The organism is Paenibacillus sp. tmac-D7, from assembly GCF_006519665.1.
Lineage (GTDB): Bacteria > Bacillota > Bacilli > Paenibacillales > NBRC-103111 > Paenibacillus_G > Paenibacillus_G validus.
The window spans coordinates 1-23,737 of the sequence record NZ_VIDW01000064.1 but is presented as its reverse complement, the minus strand read 5'-3'; the positions used below and the strand labels follow the sequence as shown (position 1 = coordinate 23,737).

Below are 23,737 nucleotides of genomic sequence, written 5' to 3'. Positions count from 1 at the left end.
GCGCCGCTGCCGCTGCGCGGGGCGAACGCTCCGCCGCCCGCGCGAGCGTTCTCCACGAGTTCCTGCGGCAGCTCGTGCAGGAACCGGGACGGCGCATTCGCCGCCGTCCGGCCGAACAGCGTGCGCATCCGCGCGCACGTCAGGTAGAGCTCTTCCTCGGCGCGGGTGATGCCGACGTAAGCGAGCCGCCGCTCTTCCTCGAGCTCCTCGTTGTCCATCAGCGCCCGGGAATGCGGAAAGACGCTTTCCTCGAGGCCGACGATGAAGACGACGGGGAACTCGAGGCCTTTGGCGCTGTGCATGGTCATCAGCACGACGCCCTGCTTGCCCGCTTCGGGATCCTCATTCATCGAATCGATATCGGCAATCAACGCAAGATCGGTCAAGAAAGAGACAAGCGACTTGTCTTCATTGCGCTTCTCGAAGTCCATGGTCACCGACAGAAACTCGTCGATGTTCTCGAGGCGGGCTTGCGACTCGATCGTGTTTTCTCGCTTCAATTCTTCCCGATACGCCGACATTTCAAGCATTTTCTCCGTTAATTCGGTAACCGACAAATAATCGACCATGCGATACAAGTTCTCGATCATCTCGCGGAATTCCGTCAGCGCGCTCCGCGTCCTGGCGCTGATGTCCAAGCTGCCCACGTTCTCCAGCATCGCGAACATGGATACGCCGTATTGGGCGGCAGCCGCCGCCAGCTTATCGAGGGTCGTATCGCCGATGCCGCGCTTAGGCACGTTGACGATCCGCGCGAAGCTGATGTCGTCGTCCGGATTGGAGACCAGACGCAAATAAGCCAAAATATCCTTGATTTCTTTACGGTCGTAGAACTTTACGCCGCCGACGATCTGATAGGGAATGTCCGATTTGATGAGAATTTCCTCGATGACCCGGGACTGGGCGTTCGTCCGGTATAAAATCGCGTGGTCCTTGAAGCGTCGGCCCTTCTCCACGTTTTTACGAATTTGACCGGTGATGTAGTATCCTTCTTCGTGCTCCGAATCGGCTTGGTACAGGCGAATCTTCTCGCCTTCGCCCTTGTCCGTCCACAAATTCTTCGGCTTGCGTCCGGCGTTGTTGGCAATGATCTTGTTCGCCGCATTCAAAATCGTCGATGTCGAACGGTAGTTCTGCTCGAGCAGAATCGTCGTCGCGTTCGGGTAATCCTTCTCGAAATCGAGAATGTTGCTGATGTCCGCGCCCCGCCAGCGGTAGATCGACTGGTCGCTGTCGCCGACGACGCAAATGCGCTTGTGCTTGTCCGCCAGCATCCGGGTCAGCATATATTGCGCGCGGTTCGTATCCTGATACTCGTCCACGTGGATATATTGGAACTTGTTTTGATAGAAATCGAGCACTTCCGGCACCTGCTTGAACAGTTCGATCGTCATCATGATCAAGTCGTCGAAGTCCAGCGAGTTGTTGAATTTCAGCTTCTTCTGATACAGCGTATACACTTTCGCCACAAGGCCGTCGAAGTAGTCGCCGATCTTCCGTTCGAACAGCTCCGGCGTGAGCAGTTCGTTCTTGGCGTTGCTGATCGCCGCCTGGATCGACTTCGGTTCGAATTTCTTCGAATCGATGTTCAACTCTTTCATACAATTCTTGATGACCGACAGCTGATCGCCAGAGTCGAGAATCGTAAAATTCGATGAAAAATCGAGCCGCGTAATGTCTCTGCGCAATATACGAACGCACATCGAGTGGAACGTCGACACCCAAATGTCCTGCCCCTGCGGGCCAACGAGCGCACTGACCCGCTCCTGCATCTCGCGAGCCGCCTTGTTCGTAAACGTAATGGCAAGAATGCTCCAGGGCGCCGCTTTGCGCGTCGCTATCAGATAAGCGATCCGATGCGTCAGCACGCGCGTCTTGCCGGAACCGGCTCCCGCCATGATCAGCAACGGCCCGTCCACCGCCTGGACCGCCCGCGCCTGCTGCGGATTGAGCTTCTCTATCGCTTTGAAAATATCTATAGGTTCGTTCATCGTTTACCTGCCCTTTCTACACGGATTCCTTGACCGCCTTCACAGTCGCCAGCGCCTGCTCCAAATCGTGGTAAACGGCGTTGCCGACTACGACGGTATGTGCGGACCGGGCCGCCTCGACCGCTTTCTCCGGACTATCCACCCCGCCGCCGTAAAACAGCCTTGCCGTGGCGAGCAGCCCGCGAACCCGCTTCACATCGTCCATATTGCCGAACATTCCGCTGTATTCCATATAAACGATCGGGCAGCGGAATAAACGATCCGCCATGCGTGCGTAAGCCTCCACGTCCTTCAAATCGAGCTCCGCCTCGGCATCGGTCACCCGCGCCGCTGTTGAATCGCCATTCAATATAATGTAGCCTTCGGTCACGATCTGCGACCAATCCATAATGGCGCCATATTCTCGCAGCGCCTGCCGCTGACGGCCGACGATCCATTCCGGATTGCGCGCATTCAGCACGATCGGAATCAGAAACAAGTCGAACCCGGGCACAATCGCCTCCTGCTCGGATACTTCGAGCACACACGGCACCTCGTAGCGGCGAATGCGGGCAAGCAAATCGACGGTGTTGTCGAACGTGACGCCCGACGAGCCCCCGACCATAACCGCATCGGTGCCGGACAGACATATCCGCTCGAGCGCTTCATCGGACAATTCACGGTCCGGGTCCAGCTTAAACACGTGTCTCCACTGCTCCAATTGCAAATGCAAAGCAAAAGCCTCCTGTCCTTCCATCTACAAGTAGTCTATGCTACCCTGCAGGACGTGTCAATGAAACGAATAGAGAATATACGTTCGTATATTTTACCAAATTGCTCCCAAAAAAGAAAGCAGACCGGCGCGCTTCCGCGGACCGTTCTGCTTCGTGTGAATCCGTCCCGTTATGAGACGGTTTTGAACTCGGTAATTCTCAATCGATCTCCCTCGATGAGGTATTCCGACTCGTGCTGCATGACCGACTTGGCCAAATCCTGCTGCACATTCGCCCCGCTGAGCGAGACCCGGTATTTGCTCGCGTCGGGCTGTGATTTCTTCAGCTCGTATTTCCCCCACTCGCTGCGCAGCCCGAGCATGGCCTTCGTGCTGTTCGCCTGATACGTTCCCAGACGATCGTCGCGCCGGTAGAAGTAGGCGAGCATCCGGTCGGCCATCTCCCGGTTATACACCTGCATGAGTGTGGTCCGCATCTCTTCCATCGCGTATTTGTCCATTTCGCCGGTAACCGGGGAGGACAGCACTTGATGCGTCCAATCGTCGATTTGCTTGATCCAGCCGATGATTTGCTCGTCGGACTGGGTCATTACGCTTTTATCCATTGAGGGCGGCGTAATTTGGCCGATCGTTTGCAGGAGACGCTCGCGCCCTACCGTCTTCTGCATCGTTTTCATATCGGCGGCATCGCCGGCGCTTTGCGACTGGCAACCGGCAAGCAGCGCCGCGGCGAGCGCTAAGGTCAGGATCGTTCTCATGGAATGAGGCCCCTTCCGTCATGGCGTTTTTTTCGTATTATGGGTCAAAAACGAAAAAGTATACTTTCCTGCGCCATGTGGAGCCTTTTTCCTGACGCGGGGCGAAGCTGGTGCGGAGCTGCCACCCCCAAAAAAGGAGGTTCCCGCGAATTTTTGCTATCTCATTCAGGCATTCCGTAGTTCCGGATTTAAAAAAGGGGAATCCATATGCAGAAACCGAAATTGTTCCGAAGAGGATCTGCTCCTGCTGGAATCGGACCATCAGGGACGGATGGATACGATGAATTATCTATTATAGCTTGGGTCCCCCGGCTTGTGCCGGGGGATTTTTCAGCCAGAAGGCTGCTCACCTTAAAATACGTATTTACTGGCGTTCGCTTGCTGCTGCGCGGATTGCGCTTTGTTCTGGATACCGTTCGAGCTTGATGACACGCTTGAGCTCGTCGCCGCGTCGGAGGAGCCGTTGAAGCCGTAACCGGTGGCGCTTTGGCCTTGGCGTCCTGTCGCCGAAGCGTTGTAGCCGGTCGAAGCGTAGCTTTGCTCCTGCTGGTTTTGGCTGCCGTATGCCTGTTGGTTCGAACCGTATTTGGCGCCGGCGCTCGCGTTCGTGTAGTCCTGCGACGCCTTGGTCGCGTAATAATCAGAGACGTCCGTGCCGGAAACGGAAGATTTCACATTGTTGTGTTCCGAGTCTTCTACCGAAGATGCGCCGTAGCCGTAACCCGTTTGAACGGACGAGCCGAAGCTCGAAGCTGCCGGCGATTGACTGTAGCCGGCCGATGACGTCTGGCTTTGGTTCTGTTGCCCGGAGACCGACGACGAGAGCATGCCGCCGTAATGTGACGAGCCTGCCGCATAGCCCGGCATCTGGGCGTACGATGGCTGCGAGGGTTGGAACGATGGCTGTTGTTGTCCGAATGGCTGCTGATAAGCGCCGCCGGCGAAAGAACCGTGCACCGCCTGCTGCACAATCGCCTGCAGCTGCTCGGCTTTCTGAATTTGCTGCGAAAGCTCCTGCTGCACTTCCAGCTGCGTGGCCATCTTGATCGAGCCGTAACCGCCCAACTGCGACAGCACGTCAAAGAGCTCCGCCTGGTCTTGCAGCGTCTTTTGCGATAGGCTTGCGAACATTTGGCGAATCGCCGGATGCGTCGCTTCAAGCGCCGCCGTCGTATACTCGCGCGCCGTACGTTTCAATTCGGATAAAACGAGATTGGCGACATCCTGTTCATTCAAGTGCAGGTGAAGCGCTTGGGCTTGCCCCGCTTGCGTGTTGATCATTTGATTTTGCTGGTACATGCTTTGCCGGACCTCCTATGTATGCCTTAATGGGACATTTGTGTATGCTGCTGCAGCGTTCTTAACAATTGGTCGGTGTTTTGCAGACGATCCTGCGCGATTTGCGCCAGCTTTTGCTTGAGCTGTTGGTTTTGGCTCTCCGCTACGCCTTGTACGGCGATTTTGGCGAGCAGCTCTTCGTTTTTCAGGCAATCGGAGATGTAGGACAGCTCCTTGGAGCTTACCGAGTTGACGGATTGTTGTTGGTTATACATGGATGGGTCCTCCTTTCCTCAGTTGACCAGGATAAACGGCTTTGCCACCCTTGTGCTGCAAGGACTGGCGCGTTTTGTTACGGTTGATGCAAACAAACTATACCTTCTAAATCAACCAAGATTAGGATGTCCGGCCAGTGGGAAATTATGTATCGGGGGAATAAAAAAATCACCCCTTCCTCCGGGAACGGAACCATCGCGTCCGCTTGGAGAAAAGGATGAGGGTTCAACCACCTTAATCGTTAGGCCGTCTTCTTGATTACAAGGAGGAGAGAAGAAGCCGAACGAATGGCCACCGCTCAATACATTTGCTCCCTTGGCCATTCCGTTCCTTGAGGAGACGCTTCGATCGAGGGCAAACCCATTTCCTCCAGAGCAATGTTCAAGTAATCGGTCTTGGCACGAATAGGGTAAAGCTCCGGCGCCATTCCCGGAAAGCGTTCCTCCAACCTCTGCAGCGTGTTCAGATCTCGCGGGTAAACCGCTGCATCCCAGCGGACGTTCGAGAGCACCCGCCAAGCGACGGTTTGAGGGATTCCGGTCGATGCCTGCACCCGCTTGGCGGCGCGTGCAGGCTCGCTGCGCATCAGCTGGTGCACCCGAACGTGAGCCTTCAAATAAGCGATAACGATAGCCTCGTTGTTGGCCGCCCATCGCTCGCCCGCCACCAGGCCGGTCAAGTAGTCCTCATACATGCCTTCCTCAAAAAGTACCGTGCCCGCGCCCCAGTGCCGCAGCAGGCTCAAGTACGGCTCCCACATTGCGCTGGCGCCGACGCGTCTATCGACGATGTCTGTCAGGCTTTCGCTCATTGACCGGTGGATGACGTTAGGATGCTCTTGTTCCGCTGCGCCGATCGAGGTAAGAAGCCGATTCAGGCGCATGCCCGCGCTGGAATTGGCAACGGTCGAGATGGTCACGTTCGCAAGATCATCCGGCTTTCTTATGATGCTGTTTGACGGAACGACGACCGATATGCCTTTGCCATTCCGGGTTTTTCCGTCAAAGGCGAGCAGTACGGGTTGAAAATTCGGCAGCAGTTTCCCCAGTGAGCTGCAGATGCGTATCGGGTAATCGCCGAGCGAGGCAATTTGGATCAAGCCCGAAATAAGGCCTTCCACCAGTTCCAGGCCGTTCTCCGCATTATGCCACAAGACCTTAATAGGACGATGCGGAAATTGTTTGCGCAGCTCCTCTTCGAAGAACCCAAGCTCCTTCATAATTAGCGGGCTCCACATATGCGCCGTTCCGCTCTGATACCCGATGGAGACGGTCAGGCTCTCGGCAGGCGCGCTTTCCGGCCGGTCCGCCGCAGCCCCGCATACGGAGTGGGATTTAATCCACATCTGCAGTTCGTCGGGATCAAAGAACACTTCTTTGCCAATCTTGATGGTCGGCAGCTGCTTGCTTCGGCGCCAGCGGTCTATCGTAGCGCGGCTAATACCGAATACGCTCATCGCCTCTTGTAAAGTAATCAGCCTGAAGCCTTTATCCTTGGGAAACAACAAGAACGCCCCCTTTTCCGTTAAATCCGATTATACAAATTGGAATAATTTTATTTTAACGAATGACCTCCCTTGCATCAAGATGAGTAAAATTTCCATTTAATGGATTTGTTGCTCATTGATCGTCTATTGCTGCTCAATGTTCATCCCCTTATTGACTCCCTCAATCGGGGGATGCTATCATTCGGGTTGTGTAATACAAAGTAAACCACTAGGAATTAATTCGATGTCAACTGGTTAACCAGAGACACTGCGCCTTTCTCCAAAGGATCGCTGTGTCTTATTTGCATTGAGGGAGGAGAATAGGTTATGCAGACAAGGGAATATACGACCGATGTGTTGATTGTCGGCGGCGGCACGGCGGGAACGATGGCCGCCATTAAGGCGAAGCAGGCGAATCCTGACGTACAGGTGCTTGTTCTCGACAAAGCCGATATCCGGCGGAGCGGAGCAATCAGTATGGGTATGGACGGGTTGAACAACGCCGTCATTCCGGGGAAAGCCACGCCCGAGGAATATACGCGGGAAATTACCGACTCGAACGACGGCATTATCGATCAACGGGCCGTTTACCGACAAGCGTCCGAATGTTACGACATCGTAAAGGAGCTCGATTCGTGGGGGGTCGATTTCGAGAAGGATGCCGAGGGCAATTATGAGGTTTACCGTGTGCACCGGAAAGGGCGTTATGTTCTGCCGATGCCGAAAGCGAGCGACTTAAAGCTGATTCTCGCCAAAAAGGTAAAGCAGATGCGCTGCAAAGTCGTCAACCGCGTCATGGCGACAAGACTGCTGACGCAGGGTAACCGCGTAGTCGGCGCACTTGGCGTAGACGTAACGACCGGCGAGCTCGTGGTCGTACACGCGAAGGCCGTCGTCCTGACGGCCGGTGCGGCGGGACGTATGGGTCTTACCGATTCGGGCTACCTGTACAGCACCTACGAGAACCCGACGAACTCCGGCGAAGGATTCGCGATGGCTTATCATGCCGGAGCTGAGCTGACCGGAATCGAGTGCTATCAGATCAATCCGACGATGAAAGATTATAACGGCCCCGCCTGTGCCTATGTGGCCGGTCCGTTTGGCGGCTATACCGCCAATGTGAATGGCGAGCGGGTAACGGGCTGCGATTATTGGAGCGGCGAGCTGATCATGAATATGTGGAAGCTGGCCAATAAAGGCGAATGGCCGTTGTTCCTCAAGCTGACGCACCTGGACGACGAGACGATCTCCAAGATTGAATCGATCCTGCACCACAACGAGCGGCCGAGCCGCGACCGCTTCCATGCCGGACGGGGCAAAGACTACAGGACGGATATGGTGGAGCTGCATTTCTCCGAAGTAGGGCTCTGCAGCGGTCACAGCGCTTCCGGCGTTCTCGTCAATCACGAAGCGGAAACGTCGATGGAAGGACTGTATGCGGCGGGAGATATGGCGTCGGTTCCCCATCAATATTTGCTCGGTGCGCTGACCTTCGGCAAAGTCGCCGGTACGAACGCTTCGAACTATGCTGCACAGACGGAACGGCTTGGCGCGGACCCGTCGCAAATCGAGGCGGAAAGAGCGCGGATCGAAAGGCTGCGCGCGAACCCGAACGGTGTTCCGCATCAGCAGGTGGAGTACAAGATCCGCCGTATCGTCACCCAATATTTGATGCCGCCCAAGACCACGACGAAGATGGAAATCGCCCTGGAGAAAATCGAGCACTTCCGCCGCGTCGACCTGGAGCTGCTCGGCGCGAACGATCCGCACGAGCTCGGAAGAGCGCTTGAAATTCACAGCATCGTCGACTGCGCCGAGCTTATGGCGAAAGCGTCGTTGTTCCGCAAGGAAAGCCGCTGGGGCTTTTACCACTATTATCTCGATTATCCGGAGCGCGACGATGCCAACTGGCTGAAGCGAGTCATTGTGAAGAAAGGCGCTGACGGCGAAACGCAGCTGACCACGCGTGATCTGCCGCCGTATATATTCGAGCCCCAACGACCATCATCCGAAGAAGGAGTGAGTAAACATGAGCAATCGGTCAGCTAATTTCGTTTCGCAACGGGTGGAAGCAAGTGTCATCATCGACCGGGATAAGTGCATCGGCTGTGATATCTGCGTTCAGGTATGCCCGATGGGCATTCTCGCACTGGACAAAGACGGAAAAGCGTATATGAAATACGACGAATGCTGGTACTGCACCCCATGCCAAACCGACTGCCCGGTTGATGCGGTGCGCGTGAATATCCCCTATTTGGTCCGATAAACCCATCGGTCAAACGACATCATCTCATTAATTATGATTTCTACTAGGAAGGCGGGGAATCCCCATGTCGAATCGTATCCGAACTGTAAGCTTACTCTTGGTCCTGGTCCTAGCGTCTGTTCTGCTGCAAGCTTGCGGAGCATCCGGCAGCACGTCCGAGACCGCCTCTTCCGCCCCTGCGGGATCTTCCGCCGCACAGGCGGAAGAGGCAACTGTGACGATCGGGTATCAATCTCCTACGGCACAGACGTGGGGAGCACTCATTATAAAGAACAAAAAACTGTTTGAAAAACACTTGAAGGAGGTCGCGCCGGACAGCCGTGTGAAGGTGGAATGGTTCGACGCGCCTGCCGGTTCGGTCTTGAACAACAACATGAACGGCGGGAAAATCCAGATTTCTTTCCTCGGCGACATGCCTTCTCTGCTGAACGGGGTTCTCGGTATTACGCAGCCGAACTACCATTCCGTCTTCCTCGCATTCGACGGTAAAGGCGTTCAAGGCCGCAACCAGGCCATTCTCGTGCCCAAGGGCAGCGACATCAAGGCAATCGCTGATTTGAAGGGCAAGACCATATCGACCCCGATCGGAAGCAGTGCGCACCGTATGCTGCTCGATTCGCTCCGCAAGGAAGGCTTGGTCGATCAAGTGACGGTCGTCGATCAATCGGTAACCGTCGGGATGCAAAGCATCGAACAGAACAAAATTGCGGCTCACTCCACATGGGAACCCTACCCTACCCTCATGCAGCAAAAAGGGATCGGCACCGTGCTGCAGTTCGGCGAAGCGACGCAAATCGATTACTTGGCCGGTGTCGTCGCCAACCTGGACTGGGCAAAGGCGAACAAAGCTTATGTCATCGCCTTTCTAAGGGCGCTGAACGAGGCTCATGAGTTTGCGCGGAATAACCCGGAGGAGACGGCTAAAATTTTTGAGGAAGAAAGCAAGTTCCCGCATGAGGTGTGCGTCAAAATGGTGCAAAACATCCGTTTCGATGCGGCCGTCTACAAGAAAGACTTGAACACGCTGAATGGAAGCATCGAGTTTCTGTCAAGCATCGGAAAGCTGCAGAAGAAGCTGGATCTAAACGCTTTCGTCGACGATTCGTATTTAAGGGAAGCGATCCAATCGACCGGTGGAACGTATTTGACCGACGCTGAGCTGCAGGGAGACTGGATTCAAGGGAAGGTTTACTAAAATGAGACAAACCAGGCTGCAAGTCCCTGGGCTGCTGCTTCGAGCCGTTTCGGTAGCCGCCTTCGTTTTGCTCTGGAAATGGGCCGTGGATGTCAACATCCACTGGCCGCTCCAGTTCGGCAACCTGCCGGACCCTATCGATATCCTGGCGGAATGGTATCGTAATTTGTTTACCCCCCAATATCGGCAGGACATAGCGATCAGTACATCCCGCGTGCTGACGGGCATCGCTCTCGGCTTCACGACGGCGGTGCCTCTTGGCTTATGGATCGGCCTCAAACGGACTGCGAACCATACGCTGTACACCAACCTGGAGCTGTTCCGGCCGATTCCGCTCATTGCTTATTTGCCGGTCGCGATGCTATTATTCCGCACGATCGAAAGCAGCATTATTTTTATTACCTTCATCGGTGCTTTCTTTCCCATCCTGATCAGCTCGCGGGATGCAGCGAGGCGTGTTTCCCCGGCGCTGGTGCAAGCCGCCCGCTGCCTGGGCTGCGGTCCGGTCCGGGCCGTCTGGAGCGTATATTTGCCTGCGATGGCACCTGAAATATTCACGGGCTTGTCTGTCGGCATCGGGGCGTCATGGATGGGGGTCATTACAGGGGAAATGATGTCCGGTCAGACGGGCATCGGCTATTCCACCTGGCAGGCGTATCACCTGCTCGATTACAAGGAGTCGATTATCGGCATGTTTACGATCGGGGCGCTCGGTTATTTATCGTCGGCGTTCGTGCGGACGGTTGAACGGTTTCTTATTCGCTGGCAGTAAGGTATGGAAGGATGCAAGACTTCAGTTATCAAACTAAAAGATCGGGGTGATGGCCCTTGTTTGTCGAATTAAAGCAGGTGTTTAAAGAATACGGGGCAGGGACGAGCCAGTCGGTGCATGCGCTGCAGGATATTCAGTTATCGATAGCCAAATCGGAGTTTGTTTGTTTGCTCGGTCCGTCGGGATGCGGCAAAAGTACGCTGCTGAAACTAATCTCCGGTATTGAGGAACCGACCGGAGGCGAGATCCAAATCGACGGCTCGCCGGTGAAAGGGCCTTCGACCGAGCGCGGCTTTATTTTTCAGGATTACGCGCTCTTTCCGTGGCTCACCGTTCGCGGCAACATCCGGTTCGGCATGGCGATGAAACGTATTCCGCGCCGTCGTCAGCGGGAGCTCCTTGATCAATATTTAATGAAGTTCGGACTTGCCGATTCCGCTCATTTATACCCGAAGCAGCTCTCCGGCGGCATGCGCCAACGGGTAGCCATCGCCCGCGCGTTATGCCTGAACCCGCGAATCCTGCTCATGGATGAGCCTTTCGCTGCACTGGACGCGATCCTGAGGCAAAAAATGCAGGAAGAAGTCGTCCGGATCTGGGAGCGAGAAAACATCACCTTCGTGCTGGTCACGCACGATGTGGAGGAAGCGATCTACATGGCGGACCGTATCGTCGTCATGTCTCCCAGACCCGGACGGATCAAAGAAACGGTCACCGTCAATTTGCCGCGTCCGCGCAGACGGACCGACGCGAGGTTCGTGGAACTGCGCGCCCGGCTGCTGGACTTATTGGAAGACGAGAAGATCAGATCGTACCCGCATGCGGTTTCTCAAACGCTCTTGCAGCAAACGGCGACGGAGTAAGCGTTCCGGGCCGGGAGCCGAGCTACTTAAGCCAGATCCCTGACTTGGCTAAGGTCGGGGATTTTTTGCCGTCCCGGCTCCAGGTTTTTCCCGGCTCATCCAGCTCTGGCCCCAAGACGGTGCAGCACCGGTTCAAATGCGGGTATAGCCGTAGTACCGAGACGAGAGTTACCGGCGTTAACCGCGGTGCATGAACCGGGGGCGTCCCCCACAGCATGAGCCCATTTGAGTTCGCCGTCGATACAGCAAAGGCCGGCAAGCATACCCTGAGGTATCCTTGCCGGCCTTGTACCCTTGGCCTATTGCTGAGCAAGCAATGGCGGATAGCTTTCCTTCGGGCGGGGACTTCGCCGCGAATGCGCCGGAGCTGCGCTTGCAGCCCGCCCGCCGCCTCCTTACGGCGCTGCCTTCGCCTTGTCGGCCAGCTCCTGCACGGCTGCCGTCGGTACGGCAAACGCCCATTCACCGCCTTGCTGCGAGATCCACACGACGTCCCCCGCGGCCTTGCCCGCGTACGCGACGGTCGTCTCCGCGCCTGCGGCTTCGCCGGCGACCTTCAGCTCGATCCGCAGGTCCGGCTGATCAAGCCCCTGCACCTCGGATGCGCGCTTCGCCTGCTGCTCCGTGACCAAAGACGCCGCCCGGTCCAAGAACCCGGTCGCATCCGTACCGGTCAACTCGCGTTCGCCGAGCTTCCACTTGGATTCGAACGACGACTTGTCAGGCTCCGTCTTCGTTAACGTCCAAGCCGCGCCCTTCCAGTCCACGGTCAACGCGCGTACCTTCTCGTACTCTACCTTCACAGCCCGCTTCTCCATAAAATCGACCGGCTGCTTCGCCAGCGACTTCACGGTCGACTCGGCGAGCTGGAACACCTCCGGCGCATCGCCGAGCTTCGCATAATACGAGCCGCCGACCGGGACGAGGTCGCCGACGGCCAGCGTCCGTTCCCCGCCGTCCACCAGCTTCACGGTGAACATCTGCTTCGGCGCGGCCAAGCCGAACTGCTCCAGTTCGGCTGCCGCAGCGGTCACGACCTTATCCTTTTTCACCGAAACGAACGTATCCACCCATGCGTCCGCCGAGCTGCTGTCCAGAGGAAGCGCGGTCGGCTTCGTCATCGTCCATCCGCCGTCCTTACGCTCCAGTACCGTTTCCGTATCGCCGTTCTTAACTGTATAGCTTGCCACTTCTTCCTTCTTCACCGTTACAAGGGCAGGCGCCTCTTGCGTTTTCTCTTTAAAAAAATCTTGACTCGACGCATACCAGAATCCCCCGATGCACAGTACCACCAACACGATCGTCGGGATCAACCGTCTCATCCTTTTCTCCTCCTCCACCAAATGAAGCCGCCGATCAGGAGGAACAACAGCGGGAAGACTACGACGGTACCCAGGAAAATCATGTTCGCCTGCTCGCCCGTCACGAGCGCCGTCGACAAGTTGTCGCCTTCCCGCGGCCGGATCGTCACTTGATCCTTCTGCTCCTGCAGCCAACCGACGCTGTTCAGCGCGAAGTCCCGGTTGCCCTGCTGCTGGATGTATCGATCGACGAGGAATGTCGAACCGCCGAGCACGACCGCCTTCGGCTTCTTCTCCTTATTCTCCACGACGTAGCCGAGCTCGAGCGGTCCCGCCACGTCGGCTGCGTCCTTCTTGCTGGTGCCTTGGCCCGCGAGCGCCTTCAAGTCGGTCTCGCCGTAGGCTTTATCCGTCGTAGACAAAATGGCCGTCGCCGGATAATCCGCATTCGGCTGGTCGACCTTCAACGTCACCGCCAGCGTCATGACTGTCAGCAGGTTATATTCCTGCAGCTTCCGCGTAATTTCATGGCCGCTGTACTCCGGCACGATGCTAAGCGGATCGTACATGGTGCTTTGCTTCGGCTCGATCGCAACCGCATGCTGGTCCTTGATGCCGTAGGCGGACATAAGCGCGTCGATATTTTTCCATTTCGAAGACATGTCCGGGTTAAAGCCAAGCGCAAGGTACAGCTTGCCCTTGCCGTCCATATAGGCCTTGACGAGCTCCGCTTCCTTGTCGCTCAGGTCGGTTTCCGGACCGACAATGACGAGCATCTCGGCGTCGTCCGGAATTTTGCCTTCGCGCAGCAGGTTGAGCTCTTTCACCTCGTAGTTCGCGCTTTCCAGACCCGAACGCCAGAGCGTCATCTGCGTCAGCGGAATTTCATTATGCCCGCTCAGGAAATACAGCTTCCGCTTCTCCTTAACGTTAAAATTCACCAGCGCCTGCGTCAGCTTCTCCTCGCCGCTGAAGCTGTAGCCGTTCGGATTTTGTTGGCTCGGCAGGAACATGTCGTAGAACGGCAGCGTCTTCTTCTGCTCCCCGCTCTGCACCACGAGCGTCCCGGCCGGGTCGACTTCGTACTGCTTCGCGACCGCAGGGTTCGCGACGGCATCGTATTCTTCGAACGTAATCCTGCCGCTGCGCTTCTTGTACTCCTCCACAAGCTCCACCACTTCGCGCTTCATATACGGATTCGTCTCCGTCGTCGTAAACGACAAGATCCGGATATCCTTATCCAGGGCGCTGAGCGTTTGCTTCGTTTGATCGGATAACGTAAATTTATTGTTTTGCGTCAAATCGACCTGCATGTTTTTGGCGGAATTCAAGAAGATCGTCAGCACGATAAAAATGCCGATAACCGCCAGCGACAATACAGTCGCATTCGTTCCGCGGATCCATTTATTCACTTCGCATCTTCCCCCTTCCCGGTTTATCTCCAGCGCTTGCGTTCCAGCACTTGGATGCTAAGCACCAGAAACACCAGAATGAACGTCACGTAGAACAGCACGTCGGCGAAATCGAGCACACCCTTCTGCAGGTCGGCGGCCCGGCTGACGATGGAGAACATGCCGAGAAAATCTTTGACTTTCCCGCCTACCGTATCCCCGAGCCACTCGATCGTCCAGAACACGAGCAGGATGGCGAATGCCGCGATACCCGACACCATCTGGTGCGCCGAGAGTGAAGAGGCGAACAAGCCGACCGCCATCATCGCCGCTCCGACCAGGAACATGGCCAAATACGACAGCCACAGCACCGGCTGATCGAGCGGGCCGTAGGCGCTTAAGATAAGCGGATACAGCAAGCTGCCCGCCACCAGCATCAGCAGCACGGTCAGCGCCGACGCATACTTGCCGACGACGATCTCGGTTATGCTGACCGGCGAGGTGAGCAGCAGCTCGTCGGTGCCCTGCCGCAGCTCATCGGAGACGAGCCGCATCGTCAGCAGCGGGATGATGAACAGAAACACGAACGTCACATTGCCGAACACCGGCCGCACGTCGACCACATAGGGCGGGTACAAGAAATTGGCGCTGAAGAAATACCCCGCGATCACGAAAAAGAAAGCGAACGCCGCATACGCGATCGGCGAATAAAAGTACATTTGCAGCTCTTTGCGGGTCATGGCCATCGTTCTACGCACGGGCGTTCACCTCCTTCTCTTCGGATTCGGCTTCGGCGACTTCGAAGGAATTGGAATCGGAGCCGGCATCAGCATCGTCCAGCTTCTCATCGGTCGTCAGCTTCAGGAAGATGTCCTCCAGGCTGAGGCTCTCCTTCTTCATCGCCAGGATCGGCAGTCTCCGCTCCGCCATCCGGTAAAAGATCGCTTCGCGAATGTCCTCCCGGTCGTTCGCCGCGACAACGGCCTTCACCGTTCCCGACTCAAACCCGGACCCGTCCGCCAAAGACGTCGAACCTTCAGCCGTCGCTTCTTCCCCGGCAGCCGCTTCGCCTGCCCGCTCCTCAAGCGGCGCCGCTATGGCCGGTTGCGATTCGGCCTCGGATGTCAGCTCACGCACCGAGGATACGCCCGGCGTTGCGCGAAGCTCGGCCAGCACCGTCTCGCGCGGACCCTTCACTTCCAGCGACACCTCGAACGTATCGTTCAGCGAGTTCGCCAATTGATCCGGCTGTCCGTCGAGCACGATGCGTCCCTGATGCAGAATGAGCACCCGGTTGCAGAGCGCGTTGATTTCCGGCAAAATGTGCGTGCTCAGCAGCACGGTATGATTTTCCCCGAGCTCGCGGATAAGCTGGCGGATTTCAATAATCTGCTTCGGGTCGAGGCCCGAGGTCGGTTCGTCCAGCACAAGCAGATCCGGTCCGTGCAGAATGGCCTGCGCAAGCCCGATCCGCTGCTTGTAGCCCTTGGACAGGCTGCGAATGATTTGCCGCTCCCGGCCCTGCAGGCCGAGGCGCCCGATCACCTCGCCGATCCGCTGCTTCTGCTCCCGTACGGGAATATCCCGTAGGTCGGCGATGAATTTCAAATACGACAGTACGGACATTTCCGGGTAAAGCGGCGGCGTCTCCGGCAAATAACCGATTTTTTGCCGCGCCTTTTTCGGATGATCCGCCATGGACAATCCGTCAATCGCAATCGATCCGCGCGAAGGGTTCAAGTAGCCGGTGATCATGCGCATCGTTGTCGTTTTGCCCGCACCGTTGGGTCCCAGAAACCCCACGATCTCGCCCCGGCTCATCGAGAAATCGATGTCACGGACGCCCCTTTGATTCTCATACAACTTGCTGACCTGTTTGACCTCAAGCACGTCAAAACCTCCCATCGTTAAAACCTATCCTTCATATGCCCTTTACCTACAGCCATTTCCAACTTAAGGCCGGTCTAACCACAAGCAACAGGATAAGGGCGGAACAATAATGCCAGCTTAACCAAAGCTGAAAATTTGCTTAAAAAAATGTGTCTAACTTGTGAACTTTCGGCACTCATCGCAGAGCTCGAAGCCATTTGGTATAATGGAAGCTACATCCAATCCCTTGCAAGGAGGAACTGCATGGTCATCGCTATCCTCATCCTGCTGTTCGGCATTCTCGTCTTTGTCAGTATCGCCCTGTTGAATCGCGGGCAAACGCAGCGCCGACGCCATCGCGGCGGTACGTCAGGACCCGGCCGTCAGCCGTTGTACGAAGACGGTCCTTTGCCCGAAGCGCTCGGTATCCAGCCGGATCTTCCGCTGAGCCCGGCCGTGGAAAGGCTCGAACAGGCGCTTGCCGGGGATTTCCCGGCGATGCTCCGAGAACGTGTGCAGCGAAAGCACCCGCAAATGACGACGTCCGAATTCAACTGGAAGTTCCTTGAATTAAAACGATATTTTCTGATGACGGCGATATTAAAGGACGTACCGATGTTCAGCGAGGCCGTCGACGACATTTGGCACGAAATGCTGATGTTTACCCGCGAATACCATCGATTCAGCGAAGCTTTCGTCGGCTCCGTCATCCATCACGCACCGCACAGCGGCGGAGAACCGGATCCCGGGGGACGGGCATGGTTCGACTGGGTATACGCGAATCTGTTCATCCCGACTCCGTACTCCTCACGGATTTGGACGCCGTTCTTCCGGTATCCGCTCGACCGCGGGCGCCTGGAGGAACTGCGGGTAGTGGACGAGGCCGAGCTCGCTGACCGCCTGTTCAACCGCAAGGCTGCTGAACGCTATCCCGAGATCGGGGAGACGATCGCCCGCTTGATCCGCAAAGCCAAGGAGCAAGCGGCGGACGCCGAGACCGGCGCCGTCTACTCCGCCGAGAAACCCGCGCACGATTCCGCAAGCTACATGCCGTATTTGGCCGGGGCGCTCATCGTATACTCGGCGGCGGATCTCGGCGATTTCGACGATTTGATGGCGCAGCACTACGCTGAGGAGGAGGCGCGCCGCCGGGAACAGGAGCATGCAGCCTCGAGCTCCTCCGGATGCGGCAGCAGCGGCGGCTCCGGCTCATGGGATGACGACCGCGGCGGCGGCGGGAGCGATGACGGGGGCTCCTCGTCCGGCGGTTCGTCTTCCGGCTGCTCCTCATCCAGCTGTTCATCCGGATGCGGCGGAGGCGGCGACTAATAAAAATAGCGGAACTCTGGTGCGCCATTGCCCTTCTCCCGACCCGTGAGGGTTGATCTCGAGGCAAATCCAGCATCATTGTTCCGCTATTTTCGCTATTTTCGCTATTTTATGGAAGAACCCGGAAACGGGCCGAATGTGGCACTATCATTCCGTTATTGCAGCTGGGCAGAAGCTATTCCCTTGTCGGCAGCTCGAAATACCCGTCCATTCGCTGTCATCCGCTTTACACCATCCGCGGCTTCCTTCTTGGCGCCCGCCCCCGCCGGCTTACTTCACCAGCTGTCCGCGCGTCACGCCGAGCTGGTTCGTCGATTTGAGCGTCTTCCAAACGGTCGTTCCTGTAATCTCGCCCCGCAGCGCCCGTTCGTACAAACCGATCACTTCGCGCACCTTCTCCGGCGTTTCTTCAAGAAACTCTGCGCGGTACCGGCCTACGCCGAGCTCCATGAAATTCGCCAGGTATTCCGCGCCCGATTGGTCGATCGCGTTGTACACGGTGTTGCGGCATCCTTCGTCCACACGCACCGGATGCGAGAAGCCGACGCGGTCCTTCAGCGAAGCGCGATGCTCCTCGCAAGGGCGGCCGCAGTTCGTGTAGTCCGTACCGGGACTCATGAACGTACAGTACACGCAATGCTCCGTGTGGAACATCGGCATGTGCTGATGAATGACAATCTCGAGCCGCGACGTCTCGCTGCGGCGCAGCAGATCGACCATCTGTTGGATGTTCAGGTCGTAAGACGGCGTCACGCGCGAAAGCCCGGCATCCAAGAACAGCGACACCGCCTTATGGTTGGCCACGTTCAAAGAAAAGTCGCCGATCAGTTCCGGCTGCGGCTCGTTCGGATGCTCCGCCAAATACCGCATAAACCAGTAAACCGCCCCCGTGTTGCGCACCAGCACCGCATCCGGTCCGAGGTTCAAAATATTTTTGAAATAGCCCGTCTCTCCGGGCATATGAATGCGCGGCGTCGCAAGCGCAATCCGCTTGCCCGCCCGGCGGCAAGCTTCCACAGCCGCCGGGAACTGCTTGATGAATTCAAAGTCGGCGTAGATCAGATCGACGTTCGTCTCAACGGCCGCCTCCACCTGCGGCAGGCTGCGGCACAGCGCCGTCAGCCGCGCCTGCGCCTTCCCGCCCTGCGGCGTTGCCGGCTTCGCCGGCGCCGCAGGCGTATCGCTATAAACGTCCACCGACCGCTTCACATAAGCGCGCGGGCGCTCCCGCTCGGCGAGCAGCAGCTCCGCCGCTTGGCGGCGCATCTGATTCAGCTCGCGCATCGGCAAGATTAAGTCGCCGTTCAAGTGGACGTCGACCGACTCCAAAGCGAACACCGTACCGCCAAGACGCCCGAACTGCTCTTCGAACAGCGCGGCGTCCATCGGCCGCTTCTCGGCCGGGACGAGCGGAAGCTCGGACTCGACGGTTACCGTGTGCCCGGCGGCCGTGTCCGTCCATACGCTGCGCAGCGGCTGTCCGGCCGCGCCGGTCACCTTCACGCGCACCGGAAAGACGCGGTACGGCTTGTCCGTTTCGTACGTCTGGCGCAGCCGCTTGTCCAGATGCGGATCGTTCGTTTTCCAGATCCGGTCGCCCACATGCACCCGGCTCAAGTCAACATCATTGCGCCCCGGAATAATCTCGATCACGCCGCCCGGCGCCTCGCCCTCGAACTTCGCGCCCTTGCGCCGCAGGTCGTAGACCCGGCCTCCCTCTTCCTTCTTGGTCGGGTCGCCCGCGTCGAACACGATGCCGTCGCCCCGCTTCAACGGCGCCTCAAGCTCGCACACCACGCCGTCGCGGAGAATCTGCTTGACGCGGCCCAAGTAAACGCCCCGGCTTTTCGGATACGTGCCTTCGACAAGCTGTTTATTGTTCGTGCCTTTGAGGAAGCCGTACGTAAAGCCGCGGGAGAAGCTTTGCTCCAGCTCGCGAAGCTCTTCCTTCGTCGGCTGCGGGTTCTCGCCGTCGAAATAACGGTCGATCGCGCGGCGATACTTGCCGACGACGTTCGCCACGTACTCCGGGCTTTTCAGCCGGCCTTCGATCTTGAACGATTTCACGCCCGCCTCGATCAATTCCGGGATCAGCTCAATGGCTGCCAAGTCCTTGGGCGACAGCAGGTACGCCACATCGCCCATCGGTTTCGGCTGCCCGTCTACCATTAAATCGTACGGCAATCGACAGGCCTGGGCACATTCGCCGCGGTTCGCAGAGCGCCCGCCCCACATTTCGGAAGTCAAGCACTGTCCCGAATACGAGACGCATAACGCTCCGTGCACGAACACTTCCATCGGCAGCTTCGCCTGCTCCCCGATCTGCCGGATTTGCTTCAAATTATTTTCACGCCCGAGCACCACAATCTCCATATTGTACGGCTTCGTAAACTCCACCGCTTCGGGCGACGTAATCGTCATTTGGGTCGAGCCGTGAATCGGGAAGTCCGGAGAGATCTCCCGAATCAACCGCACCAGCCCCAAATCCTGCACGATAACCGCATCGACGCCTGCATCGATACAAGCTTCGATCAGCAGCCGCGCATCATCCAATTCCTCTTCGAACACCAGAATGTTAAACGTCAAATACCCCTTGACCCCGTATCGGTGCAAGAACGACATAATGTCCGGAAGCTCGTCCGTATAAAAATTGTTCGCCCGAGCCCGCGCGTTAAACTTCTCCACCCCGAAAAAGACGGCGTCCGCTCCGTTCGCCACCGCCGCCCGCATGCAATCCCAATCCCCCGCCGGAGCGAGCAGCTCGATATCCGTTTTACGTATGTCCCGCATGATAAAATCCCTACCTCCAAGCCGTACAGCCAGTTTATATTCAGCTACCGGTCATCGCTTTTTTCTCTAGTGTACCAGAAAGCGGCCCGGCAAACCATTCGGCGCCCCTGCGGCTCATTGATCCGAAAGGATCAAATTTTAATCAATTCATGCTCGAACTTAAAGGAAAGATGTCAAAACATGACGAATTACATACAGGAGCAGCACTGCCCATCCCCCGCTTCACCTATCGCAGCGGCGGAAATCCCGCGCCCCTTCTAACCGGAAGGGTACCCATTTATTACCAGTTATGATGGGCAAAAGATTCCTGTATAGTAAAAGCAAGTTTAAAATGGTGGAGGACCGCCAATCATGTTCAAAGACTTTATTGCGAACGCGTCGATACTCGTCGCTTCCTTTTTTATTATAGGACAATGGTTCAAAGAACGACCGCTCCACGTGGACTCTCCCTGGCCGACAAAAGTGTTCGCGGGGATCTGCTTCGGGCTGCTGGGCGTTCTGCTGATGATTTTCAGCATTCACGTGGAATCGGACGTCATCGCCGATCTGCGGCATATCCCTATGGTCATCGCCGCCCTGCAGGGCGGGCCGATTCCGGCCATCATCGCAGGCGTATTCATCCTTTGCGGACGCATCGGCTTGTTCGGCGCCTCTTTCGCCGCCTTCACGTCGGGTGGCATGATGCTTCTGATCTCCGTCGTATGCGGCTTCCTGGCAGGACGCAAAGGACTTACCCTGCTGCGTTTCTTCGGGTTGAACGTCTTCGCGATGACCGGCATCTCCATCATCATTCTGATTAACTTGAATCAGGCCGGCAATCTGAGTAAAGCGCCTCTGGTTCTGACGAATCAATGGCTCGTCTCCACGGGCGTCGGACTGCTGTCGGTATACATTTTTCTAAATATCATCCGTTCTCATGCCTCCATTCGGAAGCTGCAGGAAAGCGAGGAGCGATACCGGCACCTCATCGCTTCGTCACCGGACGCTACGCTGGCGATATCCGGCCGCAACATCGTGTTCATCAACGATAAAGGCTTGAAGCTGCTTCATGCCGCGTCTCCGAAAGATATTTTAAACCGTCCGATTGTCGACTTCATCCATCCGTCGCTCTTGGAGAAAGCCTGCCGGGACTGGCAATCCATAAAGGCAGGAACGCTGAAATCGGACTTGATCGAGCAGCGGTTTTTGCGTTTGGACGGAACGACGGTCGAAGTCGAGCTGTCCGTCTCTCCGATTGTTTATCAAGAAGAAGGCGCCTATTTGATTACCATTCGGGACATCACCGCCCGTAAAAATACCGAGAAAAAGCTGCAGGACGCGCTGGGGAAGCTGCAAAAGCTGTCCGACCTCGACGGCTTGACCGGCATTCCGAACCGCCGCAAGCTGGACGAGTATTTGCTGCAAGCTTGGAACGAAGGAGCGGCCGGCGAATCGACGCTGGCTTTCTTTTTATTCGACGTCGATTATTTCAAGTACTATAACGATCACTACGGGCATCTGGGAGGAGACGAGGTGCTTCGCGTCATTGCCGCCGTCGCCAGCGGGCTGCTGCACGAGCACGGGCATTTTGTCGCCCGTTATGGCGGAGAGGAATTTGCCGCTGTCCTGAAAAACGTATCGCTCCAGGAGGCCTTCCACTTAGCCGAAGAGTTTCGTTCCCGCATCGAACGTCTGGCGCTCCCGCATGCGCAATCGAAAATCGCGGAACACGTGACCGTCAGCGTCGGTTTGACTGCAATCGTTCCCGATACGGCCGGCACCCCCGAGCAGCTTGTCGAATATGCGGATAAAGCGCTGTACCGGGCGAAGGCCGAAGGCCGCAACCGCGTAGCCGTCAGCTTCCCGGACTACGACCGCGAAAGTTAACAAAGGCGGCCATCCGTGCTATAATGTCTGGGGTAACACCCAATTTGTTGCTTACGGGCACGGCCGTCTGGGCCGGATCGCCTGCAAGCTGCCTTAATGAGGGATTTGTTTTGAAACGTACTCCTTTCCGCAAGTTGGTTGTAACCGCGCTCGGGCTGCTGCCGCTTGCGGTTCTTCTTGTTGTTCTGTTTGGCCGCGACAAAACGCTCGAGGTGCGCATGCTGTATGCGACGCAGGGCGATGCGTTCGACCCGGCCGCATATGGCCAGCTGCGCCAATCGCTGCTGGCCGGGCTCGTTCTCGAGAAGCAGGATCTCGCCCGTTTATCGGCGCGAAAGCTGCACGATTACGACACGATTTACCTGGACCCGTCCCTGCACCGGTCGTTAACGGATGCTCAGCGCCAGTCGCTTGAGGCTTACGTTCGGGGGGGCGGGCATTTGTTCCTTGAAAATGCGTTCGCCGCCGATTTCGAGCCCGCCTTTCTCGGCGCGGCTCGTCTGGTGGACGTGCCTGCGCCCGATCGCGGGGCGCTTCCGACAGCAGCAGGCGCCACCCTGTGGACGTATCCCGGCGTCGATGCCGATTTGCTCGGCATTCAGCAGGTGCTGCGCACGTTCGCCGATACGTTCTTCCGTCATGATACGGACGGCAGCTTGAGCCGTTTTTCTTGGGGCAAGGGCATGGTGCCTTCAACGGCCAAGACGCTTGTGGCGATGAACGGCATCTCGCTGTATACGGTGAACCGCTACGGAGAAGGCACCGTCTTCCTGAGCGGCACGCTGCTGCCCAACCGCTATTATTTAACCGGCTACGACTTGAGCAGCGGCATGGATCCGGCGCTTGGCTTCGATAAGCTGGCCGCCGAAGAGAATGCCGCGATCCGGCCGAAGACCGGCGCGCTTTATTTCGACCGCAGCCAGCTTCCCGTGGAACCGTACTTTCATTTTACGTTCTCGGCGGGCAATGCGCTGATGCGCACCGAATACGCCGCTTACATATCCAAGCTGAAGCTTGGTTACAGCGTGAAGAAGACGCTCGGCCCGTATGGGCGGCCTGCGATGGCGCATCAGAATCATTTTGAGGCGATGGAGGCCATTCGCGACGGGGAAGGCATCCAATGGGCGGAATTGCTGAAGAAGCATCAGCAGATCCCGTCGTTCTCGCTCGTCCGTTCCGCGTTCACGTGGGGGCGTTGGCAGGAATCCGTCGTCGTTCATCTGAACACGGGAACGAACGCGAAGCCCGCCTTCGCCGGCGAAACGCCGAACTCGTTCTACTCCAGCGGCACGCGGCTGCTGGCGGACGGCGCTCCGATCCGGCTGGCCGCGTACCCGGAGTACCGGTCGCTCGGCGATCCGATTACGCAGCCGGTGCGGGCGGTACCCGCGCTCGCCGATCTGACCGGCGACGGGCGGATCGATTTGGCCGTCGGCTCCAGCGACGGCGGATTGTATCTGTACCCCGGCCTCACGGCCGGCGGCGAGGCCCATCCGGCGCAGGCGCTCCCTGCAGGGCAGGCGCCGCCGCTCAGCTTCGGTCCGCGCGAGCCGCTCCGCGACACCGGCGGCGCTCCGCTGACCGCAGGCGGTCC

General features: G+C 57.3%; 18 protein-coding genes and 1 pseudogene. 8 read left to right on the top strand and 11 right to left on the bottom strand.

What is annotated here, in order from left to right; genetic code table 11:
• From pcrA to FKP33_RS24840, 6 genes are all read right to left on the bottom strand, one after another.
• The coding region (gene pcrA / locus FKP33_RS24865) for a DNA helicase PcrA (protein WP_141336638.1) at window positions 1-1,991 on the bottom strand (1,991 nt) is incomplete at its 3' end.
• A 16-nt stretch (window positions 1,992-2,007) separates the two neighbouring features.
• Window positions 2,008-2,703: a heptaprenylglyceryl phosphate synthase gene (pcrB, locus tag FKP33_RS24860; RefSeq protein WP_141336637.1), complete on the bottom strand. Its 696-nt coding sequence runs from the start codon at window positions 2,701-2,703 to the stop codon at window positions 2,008-2,010.
• A 170-nt stretch (window positions 2,704-2,873) separates the two neighbouring features.
• Window positions 2,874-3,461 (bottom strand): hypothetical protein, encoded by a 588-nt coding sequence (locus tag FKP33_RS24855; RefSeq protein ID WP_054798286.1) that lies wholly within the window; start codon window positions 3,459-3,461, stop codon window positions 2,874-2,876.
• Window positions 3,462-3,812: 351 nt separating this feature from the next.
• The gene (locus FKP33_RS24850) at window positions 3,813-4,760 is read right to left on the bottom strand and encodes a spore coat protein (RefSeq protein WP_141336636.1); all 948 of its coding nucleotides are present in this window, start codon (window positions 4,758-4,760) and stop codon (window positions 3,813-3,815) included.
• A 26-nt stretch (window positions 4,761-4,786) separates the two neighbouring features.
• Window positions 4,787-5,014, bottom strand: a complete 228-nt coding sequence (locus FKP33_RS24845; RefSeq protein WP_054800330.1) for a hypothetical protein — start codon at window positions 5,012-5,014, stop codon at window positions 4,787-4,789.
• A 299-nt stretch (window positions 5,015-5,313) separates the two neighbouring features.
• Window positions 5,314-6,519, bottom strand: a complete 1,206-nt coding sequence (locus FKP33_RS24840) for a helix-turn-helix domain-containing protein (RefSeq protein WP_244932986.1) — start codon at window positions 6,517-6,519, stop codon at window positions 5,314-5,316.
• 309 nt (window positions 6,520-6,828) lie between these two features.
• Here FKP33_RS24840 and FKP33_RS24835 point away from each other — a divergent pair, with 309 nt between their 5' ends.
• The 5 genes from FKP33_RS24835 (at window position 6,829) to FKP33_RS24815 (ending at window position 11,597) form a co-directional block, all read left to right on the top strand.
• Window positions 6,829-8,550, top strand: coding sequence for a fumarate reductase/succinate dehydrogenase flavoprotein subunit (locus FKP33_RS24835; protein WP_141336635.1), 1,722 nt, complete (start codon window positions 6,829-6,831; stop codon window positions 8,548-8,550).
• The gene (locus FKP33_RS24830) at window positions 8,531-8,767 is read left to right on the top strand and encodes a 4Fe-4S dicluster domain-containing protein (protein ID WP_054798284.1); all 237 of its coding nucleotides are present in this window, start codon (window positions 8,531-8,533) and stop codon (window positions 8,765-8,767) included. Before FKP33_RS24835 ends, FKP33_RS24830 begins: the two co-directional genes overlap by 20 nt.
• Window positions 8,768-8,831: 64 nt before the next feature.
• The gene (locus FKP33_RS24825; protein ID WP_127608703.1) at window positions 8,832-9,962 is read left to right on the top strand and encodes an ABC transporter substrate-binding protein; all 1,131 of its coding nucleotides are present in this window, start codon (window positions 8,832-8,834) and stop codon (window positions 9,960-9,962) included.
• A 1-nt stretch (window position 9,963) separates the two neighbouring features.
• Window positions 9,964-10,734, top strand: coding sequence for an ABC transporter permease (locus tag FKP33_RS24820; RefSeq protein WP_127608702.1), 771 nt, complete (start codon window positions 9,964-9,966; stop codon window positions 10,732-10,734).
• A 56-nt stretch (window positions 10,735-10,790) separates the two neighbouring features.
• Entirely contained in the window at window positions 10,791-11,597 is an 807-nt protein-coding gene (locus FKP33_RS24815) for an ABC transporter ATP-binding protein (protein ID WP_127608701.1), read from the top strand.
• A 395-nt stretch (window positions 11,598-11,992) separates the two neighbouring features.
• On the opposite strand, the gene FKP33_RS24810 is transcribed toward FKP33_RS24815, so the two are convergent.
• The 4 genes from FKP33_RS24810 to FKP33_RS24795 are packed head-to-tail and all read right to left on the bottom strand — an operon-like array spanning window position 11,993 to window position 16,179.
• Window positions 11,993-12,919, bottom strand: a complete 927-nt coding sequence (locus FKP33_RS24810) for a DUF4340 domain-containing protein (RefSeq protein WP_244932985.1) — start codon at window positions 12,917-12,919, stop codon at window positions 11,993-11,995.
• Complete coding sequence (locus FKP33_RS24805) at window positions 12,916-14,310, bottom strand: GldG family protein (RefSeq protein WP_141336634.1); 1,395 nt, start codon at window positions 14,308-14,310, stop codon at window positions 12,916-12,918. Before FKP33_RS24805 ends, FKP33_RS24810 begins: the two co-directional genes overlap by 4 nt.
• A gap of 23 nt (window positions 14,311-14,333) precedes the next feature.
• Window positions 14,334-15,047: an ABC transporter permease subunit gene (locus FKP33_RS24800; protein ID WP_174817596.1), complete on the bottom strand. Its 714-nt coding sequence runs from the start codon at window positions 15,045-15,047 to the stop codon at window positions 14,334-14,336.
• Entirely contained in the window at window positions 15,040-16,179 is a 1,140-nt protein-coding gene (locus FKP33_RS24795; protein ID WP_141336633.1) for an ABC transporter ATP-binding protein, read from the bottom strand. Before FKP33_RS24795 ends, FKP33_RS24800 begins: the two co-directional genes overlap by 8 nt.
• Window positions 16,180-16,422: 243 nt before the next feature.
• Here FKP33_RS24795 and FKP33_RS24790 point away from each other — a divergent pair, with 243 nt between their 5' ends.
• Window positions 16,423-17,487 carry a glycine-rich domain-containing protein gene (locus FKP33_RS24790; RefSeq protein ID WP_141336632.1) on the top strand — a complete coding sequence of 355 codons (1,065 nt, stop codon included), beginning with the start codon at window positions 16,423-16,425 and terminating at the stop codon, window positions 17,485-17,487.
• A gap of 270 nt (window positions 17,488-17,757) precedes the next feature.
• On the opposite strand, the gene FKP33_RS24785 is transcribed toward FKP33_RS24790, so the two are convergent.
• Window positions 17,758-20,277: a U32 family peptidase gene (locus tag FKP33_RS24785; protein WP_127608697.1), complete on the bottom strand. Its 2,520-nt coding sequence runs from the start codon at window positions 20,275-20,277 to the stop codon at window positions 17,758-17,760.
• A gap of 351 nt (window positions 20,278-20,628) precedes the next feature.
• Between FKP33_RS24785 and FKP33_RS24780 the strand changes: the two genes are divergently transcribed.
• Together FKP33_RS24780 and FKP33_RS24775 are read left to right on the top strand one after the other, a co-directional pair.
• Window positions 20,629-22,143 (top strand): diguanylate cyclase domain-containing protein, encoded by a 1,515-nt coding sequence (locus FKP33_RS24780; RefSeq protein WP_141336631.1) that lies wholly within the window; start codon window positions 20,629-20,631, stop codon window positions 22,141-22,143.
• Between the two features lie 110 nt (window positions 22,144-22,253).
• Window positions 22,254-23,737 (top strand): annotated as a pseudogene (locus FKP33_RS24775) (VCBS repeat-containing protein); the annotation flags it as partial.